The organism is Leisingera sp. ANG-S5, from assembly GCF_000813925.1.
Lineage (GTDB): Bacteria > Pseudomonadota > Alphaproteobacteria > Rhodobacterales > Rhodobacteraceae > Leisingera.
In genome coordinates, this window is sequence record NZ_JWLH01000002.1 from 79,602 (window position 1) to 93,729 (window position 14,128).

Genomic DNA, 14,128 nt, shown 5'->3' on the forward strand with positions numbered 1-14,128 from the left:
GTCACTCCTGATTGCTTGCGTTTTGCAAGTGATTCAATGGCTCGCATGAGTGCTTGCACTTTGCAAGTGAAAACTTTAGGCAGGCTGTATGACCCAATCGCGCAGCAAATACGACTCCGGCTGTCCCGTCGCCTATGCGCTGGACATTTTCGGGGACCGCTGGAGCCTTCTGGTGATCCGCGACATGGCGGTGAAGGGCGCGCGCACCTATGGCGAGTTGCTGGCAGGGTGGGAGGGGATCTCCACCAACATCCTGGCGCAGCGGCTGAAGCAGCTGGAAGAGGCGGGCATCGTCACCAAGGCCAAGGATCCGGACAATGGCCGCAGTTACGTTTATGCGCTGACAGAAAAGGGCCGCGGCCTAGCGCCGGTGCTGATCGAGATTGCCCTGTGGAGCGGTCGCCACAACCCCGCCGCCCACGCCATGACCGGTTTCCTGGACAAGATCGAGGCCGACCGGCCCGGAACTGAGGCCAGGATGCGGGCAGGGGAGCTGCCCTGAGGCTGGTCTCCTGGTTTCGGCAACAGGGCCGCTGGCCGCAGCTTTCACAAGACTTGCTTTTGCCCGGTCCCCGTCCGATAGGGCAGTATGTTCAAGAACCGTGCCATTACCTTCATTCTGATCACGCTGATGATTGATGCCATCGGCATCGGCATTGTGTTCCCGATCATGCCGGACCTGATGAACCGGGTCGGAGCGGGCGGAACCGGGCAGGGGGCGTTTTGGGGCGGGCTGCTGATGGCCGCCTATTCAGGTGCGCTGTTTCTGTGCGGCCCCGTTGTCGGCAGCATCTCTGACTCGGCCGGGCGCAGGCCGGTGCTGATTGCTGCGCTTGCCATGCTGGCACTGGATTATGTGATCATGGCGCTTGCCGGCAGCTTCTGGCTGCTGCTGCTCGGGCGCACGCTCGCGGGGCTCGCCGGTGCAACCTACATCACCGCAACCGCCTATATTGCCGACATTTCCTCACCCCAGGAAAAGGCGGCGAACTTCGGCCTCATCGGCGCGGCTTTCGGGATCGGCTTCGTGCTGGGTCCGGCAATCGGCGGTCTCGCCGCGGAGATCAGCCTCGCGGCGCCGTTCTGGATCGCGGCAGGCTTGTCGGCGGCCAACGCACTGTTCGGGATACTCGTGCTGCCCGAAAGCCTGGCACCGGACAAGCGCCGCCCCTTCGGCAAGCGCGACCTCAATCCCTTCAAGTCGATCTTCGATGCCTTCCGCCTGCCGGGCCTTGCAGTGCCGCTGCTGTGCATCTTCATGTTCGAGTTTGCCAATATGGTCTACCCGACGATCTGGGCCTTCTGGACCCGCGAAGTGTTCGGCTGGCCGACTCTCTACATCGGCCTGTCACTGGCAGCCTACGGCGTGCTACTGGCGCTGGTTCAGGGCGGGCTGCTGCCCAACCTCATCAGGTGGTTCGGGGATTTCCCCACCCTGATGCTCGGGATGGCGTCTGCCCTGATTGGCATGATCGGCTTTGGCTTCACGGGATCTATTGCAGGATTGATGGTGTTCCTTGTGCTTGCTGCCCTTTCGGACCTGGTGCCGGCCCTGATGACGGCCATGGCTTCCAACCAGACAGATGAGGACCGTCAGGGCGTGGTGCAGGGCGTGATTGCGTCGCTGTCTTCGGTGGCTGCAATCGTGTCGCCGCTTGCGATGACCTCTCTGTTTCAGGCCTCCGTCGATGCGGATGGCCTCTATCTGCCGGGCGCGCCCTTCCTGTTTGCGGCGGTTCTGGTCATCGCGATGATGCCCTTGGCGGTCCGCTTGAAAGGCCATGCCTCCGCCTGACAGGGCCGTGACCAACCTGTTGGTTCAGCCCGCACGCACAACTCTCGGGCACAACAAAAAACCCGGCCTCTCAGCCGGGTTATCTGTCTATCGCTGATACCGGCGCTTACGCGGCCAGCCCCTTGGATCCGATGGCGAGGAACTTCTGGCGCCGGTCCTTGACCAGCGCGGCAGAGTCCATGTCCTTCAGCTCATCCAGCATCTCCTGGATTGCGCCGCTGACGGATGCAATCGCGGCCTTGGCATCGCGGTGGGCGCCGCCCAGCGGTTCCGGGATGATCCGGTCGTTGACGCCCAGCTTGTTCAGGTCCTGCGCGGTCAGGCGCAGCGCCTCGGCGGCTTCGCGCATCTTCTCGGCGTCTTTCCACAGGATCGAGGCACAGCCTTCGGGCGAGATCACCGAATAGATCGAATGCTCCAGCATCGCCACACGGTTCGCCGTGGCAAAGGCCACCGCACCGCCGGATCCGCCTTCGCCGATGATGACTGAGATCAGCGGCACGCCGATCTTCAGGCACATCTCGGTCGAACGCGCAATCGCCTCGGACTGGCCGCGCTCCTCGGCGCCTTTGCCGGGGTAGGCGCCGGCAGTGTCCACCAGGGTGATCACCGGCAGCTTGAAGCGGCTGGCCATCTCCATCAGCCGGATCGCCTTGCGGTAGCCCTCAGGCCGCGCCATGCCGAAGTTGCGCTCGATGCGCGATTTGGTGTCGGACCCCTTCTCGTGGCCGATCACCACCACCGGCTGGTCGTTGAAGCGCGCAAGGCCTCCCATCACCGCCAGATCATCGGCAAAGTTCCGGTCGCCGGCCAGCGGCGTGTACTCAGTGAACAGCGCCTCGATGTAATCCTTGCAATGCGGGCGCTCCGGATGGCGCGCCACCTGGCACTTCCGCCAGGGCGTCAGATTCTTGTAGAGGTCCTGCAGCAGCTGGGCGGCCTTGGCGTCCAGCGCCTTGGCCTCATCCGCCACATCCATTTCCTCATTCGCGCGCGCCAGCGCCCGCAGCTCCTCCGCCTTGCCCTCGATTTCGGCCAGCGGTTTTTCGAATTCCAGATACTGGGTCATGTTGCCTCTGCTCTGCAGGTTTGCAGCTATATGGCCTTAGCTGCGCCAAGATGCAACTCAGCAAGATTTGTGATCTAGGCTTATGCCATCACCTGAGAGCAGAGAGACACGAAGGAGACGCCGCAAATGGCAGCCAGCTACGAAGACCGGATCCTGCGGGTTCTGGCCCATATCCATGATAACACGGATGGAGACCTGTCGCTGGACAGGCTGGCGGACGTGGCGGCGATGTCGCGGTTCCACTGGCACCGGGTGTTCCGCGCCCTGACGGGCGAAACCTGCGCCCAAGCGGTGCGCCGGATCCGGCTGCATAGGGCCGCGGTTTGGCTGGCGAAGGACGACATGCCTATCGCGCAGGTGGCCGCCCGCGCTGGCTACCCGAACCAGAACAGCTTCTCCCGCGCGTTCTCTGAGTCTTACGGCAGCAGCCCGGCAGCCTTTCGCCGCGACGGCCAGGTGCGGCTGCCCAACCCAGCCCTCAGAACAGGAAGCTATCCCATGTATGATGTGATCACCCGCACCGACCCCGCCCGCCGCCTGGCTGGCCTGCCGCACAAGGGCGCCTACCATGAAATCGGCAAAAGCTTCGAGGCCTTTGGCGCCATTTGCGAAACCCGCCAGCTGTGGCCGCATCTGGGCGCGGTGCTGGGGGTCTATTTCGACAGCCCCGACGAGGTGGCGGAGGCGGACCTGCGCAGCTTTGCCGGGGGAGAGTTCACCGGCGATGCGCTGCCGGAAGGCATGGAGGAAGTAAGCCTGCCCGGCGGCCGCGTCGCGGTGCTCACCTACAAGGGGCCGTATTCCGGCATCCACGCCGCCTATCACAGTCTGTTTGGCAACTGGCTGCCCGCCTCGAACGAAGAGCCGGCTGACCAGCCCTGCTACGAGGTCTATCTCAACAACCCCCGCGACACCGCGCCGGAGGATCTTCTGACCGAGATCTGCCTGCCCCTGAAATGACGTCCCGCCCGGCGGAAGGCCGGGCAGCGCCCGCCCTCTTGCGCGGGGGCGGGAGCTCCGCTCCTTCGGGCCGGGAGCGCCGCTCGCGTTACTGCGGCCAGATCACCGGGTAGAGCGAGGCCACCAGCAGCGCCGCCATGGTCCAGTTGAACAGCACCAGGCGGCGCGGGCTGGTCAGGAACCGCGCCATTTGCTGGCCCAGCACCGTCCAGGAGCCGACCGAGGGCAGGTTGATCGCGCCGAAAATCGCCCCCACCAGCAGGATTGCCGCCAGCGTCTGATCCGGCGTGTAGGCGCTGATTGCGGTCAGGGCCATCGCCCAGGCCTTGGGGTTCACCCATTGAAACGCCGCCGCCTGCAAAAACGTCATCGGACGGCCTTCCGCGCCTTTGGCCTGCACCGGTGCCGCATTGGCGATCTTCCACGCCAGCCACAGCAGATACACAACCGAAACCGCCTTCAGAACTGTGTAGCTGACCGGGAAGGCATCAAACACCTGCACCAGTCCGGCGCCGACCAGCAGCACCATGAACACGAACCCCAGCGCCACCCCCAGCATATGCGGGATGGTGCGGCGGAAGCCGAAATTGGCGCCCGAGGCCATCAGCATCAGGTTGTTTGGCCCCGGAGTGATCGAGGAGACAAAGGCGAAGAGCGCAAGCGCGGTGAGGAGTTCATAGGTCATGCGCAAAATCATTGCGCCAAACGCGCCAAATGAAATTGCGTTCTGCCATTACTTGCGCGTAATTTCACAACTAATGGCGAAAAATGACAAGATAAACCAGCAGATATTGCAGGAGCTCACCCGCGACGGCCGCATCAGCAATCTGGAACTGGCTGAGCGGGTGGGCCTGTCGCCCTCGGCCTGCCTGCGCCGGGTGCAGGAGCTGGAGCGCGCAGGCGTCATCACCGGCTACCGCGCGGTTCTGGACCGGCAGAAGCTGGGGGTGGGCTTTGCCACCTATATCGGCGTCGGCCTGGGCGAGCACACCAAGGAGGCGCAGGAGGCGTTTGAGCGCGCCATGCAGGCGGCGCCGGAGGTGGTGGAATGCCACAACATCACCGGCACCATCGAATACTTGCTGCGTGTCGAATGCGCCGATCTGCCCAGCTACAAGAAGTTCCATACCGACATCCTCGGCACCTCGCCCTATGTCACCGCGATCACCACCTATGTGGTGATGGGCTCGCCCAAGGACCTGCGGGCGTGAACTTTGGCTGAGGCTGGATTTTGAGTATTTGGGGAAAGATGAAAGGCTGATGCGCTTCATCTTTCCCTAAATACTCACTGCACTACGGTATCCACCGGCGCGCGGCTGCAGGTGTTGCGCACCCTGCGTACGCTGCTCTCACCGGATCTTAAGCCGCTTTTGGCAGTCTTGCTCCCGGTCGCGATCACCCGCCGGGGCTTGGCTCCCCGGCATCTTTGGAACCGGACACCCGCCTGGCAGCGGGGCCGTGCAGAGACAACGTTTAGCACGCGGGCGGATACGCCCGTCCATCTCCGCCATTCTGGCGGCGCCGCCAGTCCATAACGCCTCCGCTGAAGCAGATCATGGATACAGGCAAAAACGGATCTGACACACCGGCAGGGCAGGAGCCTTGGCCGGGAAAAACGCATGCCATGCCGCTGCTCGCCTCTTCTTGGTTAGGCGCCTGCCTTATGCTCCGCGAGCAAAGCCCGCACTGCAATCTCCGGAGAGGCAAGCACCGGCACCCGTGTCTGCTCTCGCAGCAGCTCAGCCGCCCCGGCCATCGAGGCCTGCGCCAGCACCACACAGCCAAAATCCATTGCCGCCAGGGCCTCGGCCACATCCTCTGCGATGGCAGCTGCAAAACCCGCTCCTTCTCCGGCTTCAAACAGCGGCCAGTGCTGGCCCAGTTCAAGGCAAGTAAGCTCCGGGTCACGCGCCCCGAAGGCGCGGCGCAGCAACGCTTCCGAAGGCTCGGCGGTGCTCTCCAGGCAATAGGCCATCAGCACCGGCCCGCCGGTGCGCGACGCTTCCTGCATCATCGGCCAGTCGATGCGGATGGCGCCCGCGTCCTCCGCCGCCGGGCCAAGGGTGGTGCAGGTGCACAAGACCGGCCCGTCCGCCGCCGCGACCGCCGCGGCAATCTCTGCCCTCAGGCCCGCATCAATTCCGCCCTGCGCCCGCTCCAGCCAATCAGCACGCACCTGCTGGTCCAGATCCGCCTCCGGCGCCAGCGCGCGAAAGGTTTCCACATGCACCTCAGCCGTATGCAGCAAGGTCAAATCCGGCATCTCTTCCTCCAATCAAAAAGGGCGCCCCCTGGGGACGCCCTTGGAACCTCTCGTCGCGGACCGGCGTCAGCTGCCCGCGATCAGCTCGGCCTGCGCTACAATCACCTCCGCCTGCTTGATCGAGGCGATATCGACCAGACGGCCCTTGTAGACCGTGGCACCGGCGCCGGAGGCCTTGGCCTCTTCCATCGCCGCCAGGATCTCGCGGGCTTCTGCGACCGCCTCGTCCGACGGGGTGAACACCTGATTGGCCAGGTCAATCTGGCTGGGGTGGATCGCCCATTTGCCGACCATGCCCAGCGTCGCGGAGCGTTTCGCCTGGGCGATATAGCCGTCCTCGTCGGAGAAGTCGCCAAACGGCCCGTCCACCGGCAGGATGCCATGGGTGCGGCAGGCCGCGACAATCGCTGCCTGCGCCCAGTGCCAGGGGTCGGACCAGTGCTTCTGGCCCTCGCGGATCATGTAGTAGTTCTCCTGGGTGCCGCCGATCCCGGTGGTCTGCATTCCCATCGAGGCTGCAAAATCCGCAGCCCCCAGGCTCATCGCCTGCAGGCGGGGGGAGGATTTGGCAATGTCTTCAGCATGGGCGATGCCAGCTGCCGACTCGATGATCACCTCAAAGGATACCGGTTTGGTGCGGCCCTTGGCGCGCTCGATGGCCGTGACCAGCGCATCCACCGCATAGACATCCTCGGCGCAGCCCACCTTGGGGATCATGATCTGGTCGAGCCGGTCACCGGCCTGCTCAAGAATGTCCACCACGTCGCGGTACCAGTAGGGGGTGTCGAGCCCGTTGATCCGCACCGACAGGTATTTATTGCCCCAATCGACGCTATTGATCGCCTCGATCACGTTGGCGCGGGCCTGATCCTTGTCATCCGGCGCCACCGAATCCTCCAGGTCGAGGTTGATGACATCCGCCGCCGAGGCCGCCATCTTCTCGAACAGCTTCACTTTGGAACCGGGGCCGAACAGCTGGCAACGGTTGGGGCGCGCCGGGGCGGCGGGCTGGATGCGGAAGCTCATGGGGCAATCCTCCGGGTAATGACATTTCAATTCTGCTGGGGTGAAGTGTTAGAAAGTTGCGCGAGCATGTGCAAGGGAATTTTGCACATGCAGAAAGTGCCGCTGCGATGCGGCGCCGGAAACTTTGCCGCAAACAGGCGCGCAAGCCCGCGGCGCCCGTGCGAGCAACCGGGCATGAAACGTGCATTTATTGAAAACTGGGCCCTGTTTCTGGGCATGCTGATGCTGATGGTGGCCAACGGGCTTCTGGTCACCTTGCTGACAATCCGGGGTGCGGGGCTTGGCTTCTCCGACCTTACCATTTCGATCATGCAGGCGGCCTATCCGGCCGGCGCCCTGCTAGGCACCGTGATGGCGCCGGGAATGGTGGCCAAGGTCGGTCATATCCGGGCGTTTTCGGCGCTGGCCTCTTTGGTGTCGATCTCGGCGATCCTGCACCTGCTGACCTCCGATCCCTATTCCTGGTCGGCGATGCGGTTCCTGGCCGGGGTCTGTTATCCCGGCATGTATGTGATCACCGAAAGCTGGCTGCAGGCAAAATCGGAAAACAAGAACCGGGCGCAGATCCTGTCGATCTACTTCATGATCTGGATGGCAGGCCCGGCCATCGGCACTGCACTGGTGGCGCTGCCCGATCCCAGCGGCAACCTTCTGTTCGGGGCGGTTTCGATCTTGATCTCGCTGTCGATCGTTCCGCTCTTGCTGTCAGGCAACAAGGCGCCGGAGTATGAGGTGCCGGACCGGATGCCGGTGCGTAAACTGTACCGCGTGTCGCCGATGGCGGTGCTGGGCAATCTGGTGAGTGCGACCGCGGTGGCCGGCTGGTTCATCGCGCTGCCGCTGTATGCGCTGTCGCGCGGTATGAGCCCGGCAGAGGCCTCTGGTGCGCTGGTGGTGGCGATGGTTGTCGGCGCTGTGGTGCAATACCCGGTCGGCTGGATCAGCGACAAGACCGACCGGCGGCTCGTGCTGATGGGGCTCGGCGTCATCGGCGCCGCGGCCTGCCTGTGGATGCTGGCGACCCCCACACCGCAGGCGCTGGTGATCGGTTTTGCGGTGCTCGCGGGCGCCAGCCTGCCGATGTACGCGGTCTGCTCTGCCCATGCCAACGACCAGCTGAAACCCTCCCAGATCGTGCCGGCCAGCGGCGCGATGGTGTTCCTTTTGAACGTCGGCCAGTTTGGCGGCACGCTGGCGGCCCCGAATATGGTCAGCATTGCTGACGGAAATGGATTGCTGATCCTGCTTGCAGCCCTGTGTTTTATGGTCGCGGGGGTTGCTGCGCTGCGGCGGACGCAGGCCGATGCGCCAGAGGAAACCGGCTCCCAGCAGGCCATAGCGGTGCTTGGAGCGCCCCAAACCGGGGTGCTTCAGGCCGAATCTTGGCTGGAGGAGGAAAATAATGTCAGCAATGGTGACATACCGCGGGAATCTTCGGCAAATTGACAAAAGTGACGGATAATCTTGCGCTCCAGGCGCGCTGCGCAGCGGATTAGGCATGAACTTGTGCGGGAATCTCCGCAAACTCACCGGCAAGAGTGAAGAGGAAACCCGCCATGATCGAAACCCCTTATCTGCTGTTCCTGGGCGACGTGCCCGATATGCTGGCTGCCAAGGTTGCCATCGGCATCCGTGACTGGCGCCCCGACCACGCCGTCGGCCAGATCTCCCTGCCGGGCTGCGGTGCCGACCTGGGCTTGAAGGAGATGACCCTGGCCGAGGCCAAGGAAGCCGGCGCCAAGACGCTGGTGATTGGTGTTGCCAACCGCGGCGGCGTGATTTCCGACGCTTGGAAGGCAGTTCTGATCGAAGCGCTGGAAATGGGCTATGACCTGGCCTCCGGCCTGCACAACCTGCTGCGCGACGAAGGCGACCTGGTGGCCGCGGCCCAGACCCACGGCGGCACCCTGCACGACGTGCGCGTGCCCACCGTCGGCTACCCGATTGCCAACGGTAAACCGCGCAGCGGCAAGCGCTGCCTGGCGGTTGGCACCGACTGCTCGGTCGGCAAGATGTACACCGCAATGGCGATGGACAACGAGATGCGCGAGCGCGGCATGAAGTCGACTTTCCGCGCCACTGGCCAGACAGGCATCCTGATCACCGGCCACGGCGTGCCGCTGGACGCGGTCATCGCCGACTTCATGGCGGGCTCTATCGAGTATCTGACCCCGGACAACGATGACGACCACTGGGATCTGATCGAAGGCCAGGGCTCGCTGTTCCACGTCTCCTACTCGGGTGTCACCATGGCGCTGGTGCACGGCGGCCAGCCGGATGCGCTGATCCTGTGCCACGAGCCGACCCGCACCCATATGCGCGGCCTGCCGGAATATGACGTGCCGAGCCTGGAAGAGCTGCGCGACGTAGCCCTGCCGCTGGCACAGCGCGCCAACCCGGCCTGCCAGATCGTGGGCATCTCGGTGAACACCCAGCACCTGAGCGAAGACGAAGCGGTCAAGTACCTGGCCGAAGTCGAAGAGCGCATGGGCCTGCCCGCCGTCGACCCCTACCGCCACGGCGCCGGACGCCTGGTGGACGCGCTGGCCGCGGTCTGATCTAACAGCCCCCGCCGGAGGTGCTCAGGCGCAGCCTGGGAAGCCTCCGGCGGGAGTATTTTTAGCAAGATGAAAGAGCAGGTGCCCCGGATGAAGGGCATCGTGCCAAGGCCCGCTGCTGCGCGCGCAGGGCCGCAGGAAAGGGCAGTTTCATGAACATCACCGTCACCCCGGACGTCTTCAAACTGGCGCAGGTCTTCACCATCTCTCGCGGCTCGCGCACCGAGGCCAAGGTGCTGACCGTGCGGGTGGAGAAGCACGGCGTCACCGGCTGGGGCGAATGCGTACCCTATGCCCGCTATAACGAGACGCTGGAGAGCGTGACTGCTGAGATCGAAGGGCTGCCTGCCGATTTTACCCGCGAAGAACTGCAATCGCTGCTGCCCGCCGGTGCCGCCCGCAACGCGGTTGACTGCGCGCTGTGGGATCTGGAGGCGAAACAGGCCGGCAAGCGGGTTTGGGAGCTGGCAGGCCTGCCGGAGCCCAAGGCAGAGATCACCGCTTACACCCTTTCGCTGGATACGCCCGACAAGATGCAAGCGCAGGCGGCGGAGAACGCCCACCGGCCGCTGTTGAAGATCAAGCTCGGCACCCCCGACGACATGCCCCGCCTGGAAGCGGTGCGCGCCGGTGCGCCGGACGCCAAGATCATCATTGACGCCAACGAGGGCTGGTCGGCAGAAGTCTATGCCGAACTGGCGCCGCATTTGGTGCGCCTCGGCGTGGAACTGGTAGAGCAGCCCTTGCCCGCGGGTGAGGACGAGGCGCTGATCGGAATGGAGCGCCCGGTGCCGGTCTGCGCCGACGAAAGCTGCCATGACCGCGAGAGCCTGCCCAAGCTCAAGGGCAAATATGACGTGGTCAATATCAAGCTGGACAAGACCGGCGGCCTGACCGAGGCGCTGAAACTGCGCGAGCAGGCCTTGGCCGAGGGCTATCAGGTGATGGTCGGCTGCATGGTCGGATCTTCGCTGGCGATGGCGCCTGCGACGCTTGTGGCGCAGGGTGCGGCGGTTACGGATCTTGACGGTCCGCTGCTTCTGGCCGAAGACCGCGAGGAACCATTGTTGTTTGATGCCGAGGGCGTGCACCCGCCGAAACCGGCACTTTGGGGTTGAGGAGACCAAGATGACCCGTACCGTTTATGTGAATGGCGAATACCTGCCCGAGGGTGAAGCCAAGGTATCGATCTTTGACCGCGGCTTCCTGTTTGCCGATGCGGTTTATGAGGTGACTTCGGTCCTCGACGGCAAGCTGATCGACTTTGAAGGCCACGCCGTGCGCCTGGACCGCTCGCTGAAAGAGCTGGACATGGCGTCGCCCTGCTCCAAGGAGGAGCTCTTGGAGATCCACCGCAAGCTGGTGGAGCTGAACGGCATCGAAGAAGGGCTGGTCTATCTGCAGGTTTCCCGCGGCTCTGATGGCGACCGCGACTTTGTGTTCCCGTCCGAAGACACTCCGCCGAGCCTCGTGCTGTTCACCCAGAACAAGCCGGGTCTGGCTGACAGCCCGGCGGCGCAAAAGGGCGCCAAGATCATCTCGATCGAGGACATCCGCTGGGGCCGCCGCGACATCAAGACCGTGCAGCTGCTGTATCCCTCGATGGGCAAAATGATGGCCAAGAAGGCCGGCTGCGATGATGCCTGGCTGATCGAGGACGGCTATGTGACCGAGGGAACCTCCAACAACGCCTATTACGTCAAGAACGGCAAGATCGTGACCCGGCCGCTGTCCAATGACATCCTGCATGGCATCACCCGCGCCGCGGTGCTGCGCCTGGCGGCGGAAGCGCAGATGGAGATCGAGGAGCGCCTGTTCACCATCGAGGAAGCCAAGGAAGCCGATGAGGCCTTCACCACCTCCGCCAGCGCCTTTGTGATGCCGGTGGTTGAGATCGACGGCGTGACCCTGGGTGACGGCACCCCGGGTCCCATCGCCAAGCGCCTGCGCGAGATCTACCTGGAAGAAAGCCGCAAGAAAGCCGTCTGAGGCTGATTGCCCGACCGGATCAAAAGGCCGCCCTTCGGGGCGGTCTTTTTGTTCAAAAGAGAATCAATTCGGCTGTTCCGGGCCGTATGGCTGGTCCGGAAAGCGAGGCCTTGAAAGCAGTGAGACTGCGTATTTTCCAGCCTCTGGCAACAATAGGCGGCTGGCCGAGCGACTGTCCCGGAAAACCCCTGCTTCGGCTCAGGATTTTAACTAATTTTACACAAAATGGCCCCGTCGCGTCAGGAATGCGGTAACCTGATTTCAGGTGATAGGAGCCGGCCAGGGGGGCCGCCAGCCAGAGCCGCAGACCGTGGAGGTGCCAGATGCAACAGTGTTATCAGCCAGAGATCGGGGAAGCCGTGAACAGCCAGGCCGCAGAGCCGAGCGACGCGGAAATTCTGGCCGCTGTCCGTCAGGTGCTGACCGCGGAAGTGGTGGAGCATCCCGACTATGCCGAGGCGCCTGCCAGCCGGGGGTGGCTGGCTGGCAAGCTCCTGGCGCGGGAACGTCCGGCCTCTGGTGCACTGGCCTCCCGGCTTCTGGGCCGCTTCCGCGGCTAGGCGCGCCATCGGGGGTGCGCGCCCTGCTGCGGACCGGTGGTCCAGGGAATTTAAGTAAGACATTTTGCAGCGGCCGCCCAGAACGGGCGGCCTTTTTCTTGTTCCTGTCAGCTGCAGCGCCTGCGGATTGTGCTAGCCTCGGTTCTGTACCGTATGGGGGAGGGGCGCAGATGCTGAGCCGGATATGGATGCTGCTGATAGCGGGGCTGCTGGCCGCGCCAACAGGAGCAGCGGAAGAGGCCGCGCCGTGCGGCGGGGAGACGCCATGCCCGATAGATGGCGGTGACTACCACTTGGCTTTGCCGGAGGGCTGGCAGGGCGGGCCGGCAGTGATGTTCCTGCATGGCTACGGCAGCAGCGGTGCCAAGGTGATTGCCAATACCGGGCTGGTGGGGGCTTTCAGCCGTCGCGGCTATGCGGTGATTGCCCCCAGCGGGCTGCCTTGGGCAGAGGGCAAACCCGCCGACTGGTCGGTGCGTGACGGCTGGAACACCTATCCGCGCCGTGACCTGGTATTCCTGCGCGATGTACTGGCGGATGCCACGGAGCGTGCCGGGGTAGAGCCGGACCAGCTGCTGCTGAGCGGTTTTTCCCGCGGCGGCTCTATGGTCTGGGATGCGGCCTGCCAGATGCCGGAGTTCGCAGCCGCCTATGTTCCGGTTTCCGGCGGCTTCTGGCTGCCAATGGTACGGGACTGCAAGGGGCCGGTGAAGCTGCTGCACATTCACGGGTTTACCGACAAGGTGGTGCCGCTGGAAGGCCGGGTAATTCAGGGCTCGGTGGCCGAGATCATACAGGCTGACATCTGGGAAGGTCTGCAGCTGTGGCGGCGCGAAAACAGCTGCCGCAGAAATGCTGCTGACCATCAGATCGAAGATGGCATCTGGCGCAAGCGCTGGGACTGTGAAGCCGGCGGGCTTGAGCTGATCCTGCACAAGGGCGGCCATGGCCTGCCCAAGGGATGGAGCACTATGGCGCTGGACTGGTTTGAAAGCCTGGAGCGCTGAGGCGGCGGGCGAGGCAGCGCCGCCGCCCGTTAGATCAGCTGCCTGCTGTTAGCCGTTGCCTGAAGAATGCCAGGATCTCATCCCGTGCGGTCAGGGTCGGGCTGCCTGCCTCATCCACCAAATGCGCGGTGACCACGCTGTGCGGGGTGGGGACGTGTTTGGCAAAGAACGGCGGCACTTCGGCAGCGGCGGCGCTGTCGGGCAGGGTGCGGGCGTCAAAGCGGTCGCCTAAGGCCTCCGCATAGGCGGCAAAGCGCTGCGCCTGGCAGAAGGCGTCACCCTGAAACCGGTAGGCCAGCACCGTGAGGTCCTCGCGCTCCAGCCGCTCACGCACGGCGGCCAGTTCCTCTGGCGGGCTTTCGACACCCGCCGGGTTGTCCAGCGGCAGAGAGGGCTGCGCCAGAACCGGAGCAAGCATGGTGGGCTCCAGCATCATCGACAGCGCAAAGTTGCCGGTGAAGCACATGCCGATGGCACCGGTGCCGGGACCGCCGCATTCCTCATGCGCCAGCCGTGCCAGCGCCCGCAGCCACTGGGTGACCGGGCTGGCGCCATTGCCCGCAAAGGCGCGGAATTCGGCGCTGACGCAGGCGCGGCGGAACACCTCTGCGCCGTCCTCTGCGGTGGCCACGGCGCCGTCCTTGCCGAACAGCGAGGGCATGTAGACGGTAAAGCCTGCATCCCGCACCCAGCGGGCAAACCGGGCCACATGCGGGCTGATCCCGGGCATTTCCGCCATCACGATAACCGCCGGGCCGTTGCCGGACACATGCACGGCTTTCTCCGCATCGTTGAGGGTGATTCGGCGCGGCTCGAAGTCTTCGAGCGTATCGTCGCGGTCCATCGGGCGCTGCTGGGTCATCGGGGCTGTCCTTTCGAATACGAATCTGAGTCTAAATTT

Annotated in this window: 15 protein-coding genes; 10 read left to right on the plus strand and 5 right to left on the minus strand. The window is 64.1% G+C overall.

Annotated elements, in window-relative coordinates; translation table 11 throughout:
- The first annotated feature begins 88 nt into the window (after nucleotides 1-88).
- Nucleotides 89-502, plus strand: a complete 414-nt coding sequence (locus RA25_RS03920; protein WP_019294956.1) for a winged helix-turn-helix transcriptional regulator — start codon at nucleotides 89-91, stop codon at nucleotides 500-502.
- An 87-nt stretch (nucleotides 503-589) separates the two neighbouring features.
- The gene (locus RA25_RS03925; RefSeq protein WP_039170452.1) at nucleotides 590-1,795 is read left to right on the plus strand and encodes a tetracycline resistance MFS efflux pump; all 1,206 of its coding nucleotides are present in this window, start codon (nucleotides 590-592) and stop codon (nucleotides 1,793-1,795) included.
- Between the two features lie 106 nt (nucleotides 1,796-1,901).
- On the opposite strand, the gene RA25_RS03930 is transcribed toward RA25_RS03925, so the two are convergent.
- Nucleotides 1,902-2,864 (minus strand): acetyl-CoA carboxylase carboxyltransferase subunit alpha, encoded by a 963-nt coding sequence (locus tag RA25_RS03930; protein ID WP_039170453.1) that lies wholly within the window; start codon nucleotides 2,862-2,864, stop codon nucleotides 1,902-1,904.
- Nucleotides 2,865-2,990: 126 nt separating this feature from the next.
- On the opposite strand from RA25_RS03930, the gene RA25_RS03935 reads away from it, so the two are divergent.
- On the plus strand, nucleotides 2,991-3,824 hold the full coding sequence (locus RA25_RS03935) for an AraC family transcriptional regulator (protein ID WP_039151552.1): 834 nt from the start codon (nucleotides 2,991-2,993) through the stop codon (nucleotides 3,822-3,824).
- Nucleotides 3,825-3,912: 88 nt separating this feature from the next.
- Here RA25_RS03935 and RA25_RS03940 read toward each other — a convergent pair whose 3' ends face one another.
- Nucleotides 3,913-4,509 (minus strand): LysE family translocator, encoded by a 597-nt coding sequence (locus RA25_RS03940; RefSeq protein ID WP_029204689.1) that lies wholly within the window; start codon nucleotides 4,507-4,509, stop codon nucleotides 3,913-3,915.
- A gap of 73 nt (nucleotides 4,510-4,582) precedes the next feature.
- On the opposite strand from RA25_RS03940, the gene RA25_RS03945 reads away from it, so the two are divergent.
- Nucleotides 4,583-5,035, plus strand: a complete 453-nt coding sequence (locus tag RA25_RS03945; protein ID WP_039170454.1) for an Lrp/AsnC family transcriptional regulator — start codon at nucleotides 4,583-4,585, stop codon at nucleotides 5,033-5,035.
- Between the two features lie 437 nt (nucleotides 5,036-5,472).
- On the opposite strand, the gene RA25_RS03950 is transcribed toward RA25_RS03945, so the two are convergent.
- The gene (locus tag RA25_RS03950) at nucleotides 5,473-6,087 is read right to left on the minus strand and encodes a hypothetical protein (RefSeq protein ID WP_039170456.1); all 615 of its coding nucleotides are present in this window, start codon (nucleotides 6,085-6,087) and stop codon (nucleotides 5,473-5,475) included.
- 66 nt (nucleotides 6,088-6,153) lie between these two features.
- Nucleotides 6,154-7,113 (minus strand): L-malyl-CoA/beta-methylmalyl-CoA lyase, encoded by a 960-nt coding sequence (locus tag RA25_RS03955; protein ID WP_019294963.1) that lies wholly within the window; start codon nucleotides 7,111-7,113, stop codon nucleotides 6,154-6,156.
- A 174-nt stretch (nucleotides 7,114-7,287) separates the two neighbouring features.
- On the opposite strand from RA25_RS03955, the gene RA25_RS03960 reads away from it, so the two are divergent.
- The 6 genes from RA25_RS03960 to RA25_RS03985 all read left to right on the plus strand — a co-directional run bounded on the left by RA25_RS03960 (nucleotide 7,288) and on the right by RA25_RS03985 (nucleotide 13,227).
- Nucleotides 7,288-8,559 carry an MFS transporter gene (locus RA25_RS03960; protein WP_019294964.1) on the plus strand — a complete coding sequence of 424 codons (1,272 nt, stop codon included), beginning with the start codon at nucleotides 7,288-7,290 and terminating at the stop codon, nucleotides 8,557-8,559.
- A gap of 110 nt (nucleotides 8,560-8,669) precedes the next feature.
- Nucleotides 8,670-9,671, plus strand: coding sequence for an N-acetyltransferase DgcN (gene dgcN, locus RA25_RS03965; protein ID WP_039170457.1), 1,002 nt, complete (start codon nucleotides 8,670-8,672; stop codon nucleotides 9,669-9,671).
- A gap of 152 nt (nucleotides 9,672-9,823) precedes the next feature.
- Nucleotides 9,824-10,789 (plus strand): N-acetyl-D-Glu racemase DgcA, encoded by a 966-nt coding sequence (dgcA, locus tag RA25_RS03970; RefSeq protein ID WP_039170458.1) that lies wholly within the window; start codon nucleotides 9,824-9,826, stop codon nucleotides 10,787-10,789.
- Between the two features lie 10 nt (nucleotides 10,790-10,799).
- Nucleotides 10,800-11,660: a D-amino-acid transaminase gene (locus tag RA25_RS03975; protein WP_039170459.1), complete on the plus strand. Its 861-nt coding sequence runs from the start codon at nucleotides 10,800-10,802 to the stop codon at nucleotides 11,658-11,660.
- Nucleotides 11,661-11,983: 323 nt separating this feature from the next.
- Nucleotides 11,984-12,220, plus strand: coding sequence for a hypothetical protein (locus RA25_RS03980; RefSeq protein WP_019294968.1), 237 nt, complete (start codon nucleotides 11,984-11,986; stop codon nucleotides 12,218-12,220).
- A gap of 170 nt (nucleotides 12,221-12,390) precedes the next feature.
- Complete coding sequence (locus RA25_RS03985; protein WP_019294969.1) at nucleotides 12,391-13,227, plus strand: alpha/beta hydrolase family esterase; 837 nt, start codon at nucleotides 12,391-12,393, stop codon at nucleotides 13,225-13,227.
- Nucleotides 13,228-13,261: 34 nt separating this feature from the next.
- On the opposite strand, the gene RA25_RS03990 is transcribed toward RA25_RS03985, so the two are convergent.
- On the minus strand, nucleotides 13,262-14,089 hold the full coding sequence (locus tag RA25_RS03990; protein WP_039170460.1) for a dienelactone hydrolase family protein: 828 nt from the start codon (nucleotides 14,087-14,089) through the stop codon (nucleotides 13,262-13,264).
- Nucleotides 14,090-14,128: the final 39 nt, after the last annotated feature.

Bases quoted from the DNA above. Each gene is read 5' to 3' on its own strand.
- RA25_RS03920 (WP_019294956.1), top strand. From the start codon at position 89: ATGACCCAATCGCGCAGCAAATACGACTCCGGCTGTCCCGTCGCCTAT.
- RA25_RS03925 (WP_039170452.1), top strand. From the start codon at position 590: ATGTTCAAGAACCGTGCCATTACCTTCATTCTGATCACGCTGATGATT.
- RA25_RS03930 (WP_039170453.1), bottom strand. From the start codon at position 2,864: ATGACCCAGTATCTGGAATTCGAAAAACCGCTGGCCGAAATCGAGGGC.
- RA25_RS03935 (WP_039151552.1), top strand. From the start codon at position 2,991: ATGGCAGCCAGCTACGAAGACCGGATCCTGCGGGTTCTGGCCCATATC.
- RA25_RS03940 (WP_029204689.1), bottom strand. From the start codon at position 4,509: ATGACCTATGAACTCCTCACCGCGCTTGCGCTCTTCGCCTTTGTCTCC.
- RA25_RS03945 (WP_039170454.1), top strand. From the start codon at position 4,583: ATGGCGAAAAATGACAAGATAAACCAGCAGATATTGCAGGAGCTCACC.
- RA25_RS03950 (WP_039170456.1), bottom strand. From the start codon at position 6,087: ATGCCGGATTTGACCTTGCTGCATACGGCTGAGGTGCATGTGGAAACC.
- RA25_RS03955 (WP_019294963.1), bottom strand. From the start codon at position 7,113: ATGAGCTTCCGCATCCAGCCCGCCGCCCCGGCGCGCCCCAACCGTTGC.
- RA25_RS03960 (WP_019294964.1), top strand. From the start codon at position 7,288: ATGAAACGTGCATTTATTGAAAACTGGGCCCTGTTTCTGGGCATGCTG.
- dgcN (WP_039170457.1), top strand. From the start codon at position 8,670: ATGATCGAAACCCCTTATCTGCTGTTCCTGGGCGACGTGCCCGATATG.
- dgcA (WP_039170458.1), top strand. From the start codon at position 9,824: ATGAACATCACCGTCACCCCGGACGTCTTCAAACTGGCGCAGGTCTTC.
- RA25_RS03975 (WP_039170459.1), top strand. From the start codon at position 10,800: ATGACCCGTACCGTTTATGTGAATGGCGAATACCTGCCCGAGGGTGAA.
- RA25_RS03980 (WP_019294968.1), top strand. From the start codon at position 11,984: ATGCAACAGTGTTATCAGCCAGAGATCGGGGAAGCCGTGAACAGCCAG.
- RA25_RS03985 (WP_019294969.1), top strand. From the start codon at position 12,391: ATGCTGAGCCGGATATGGATGCTGCTGATAGCGGGGCTGCTGGCCGCG.
- RA25_RS03990 (WP_039170460.1), bottom strand. From the start codon at position 14,089: ATGACCCAGCAGCGCCCGATGGACCGCGACGATACGCTCGAAGACTTC.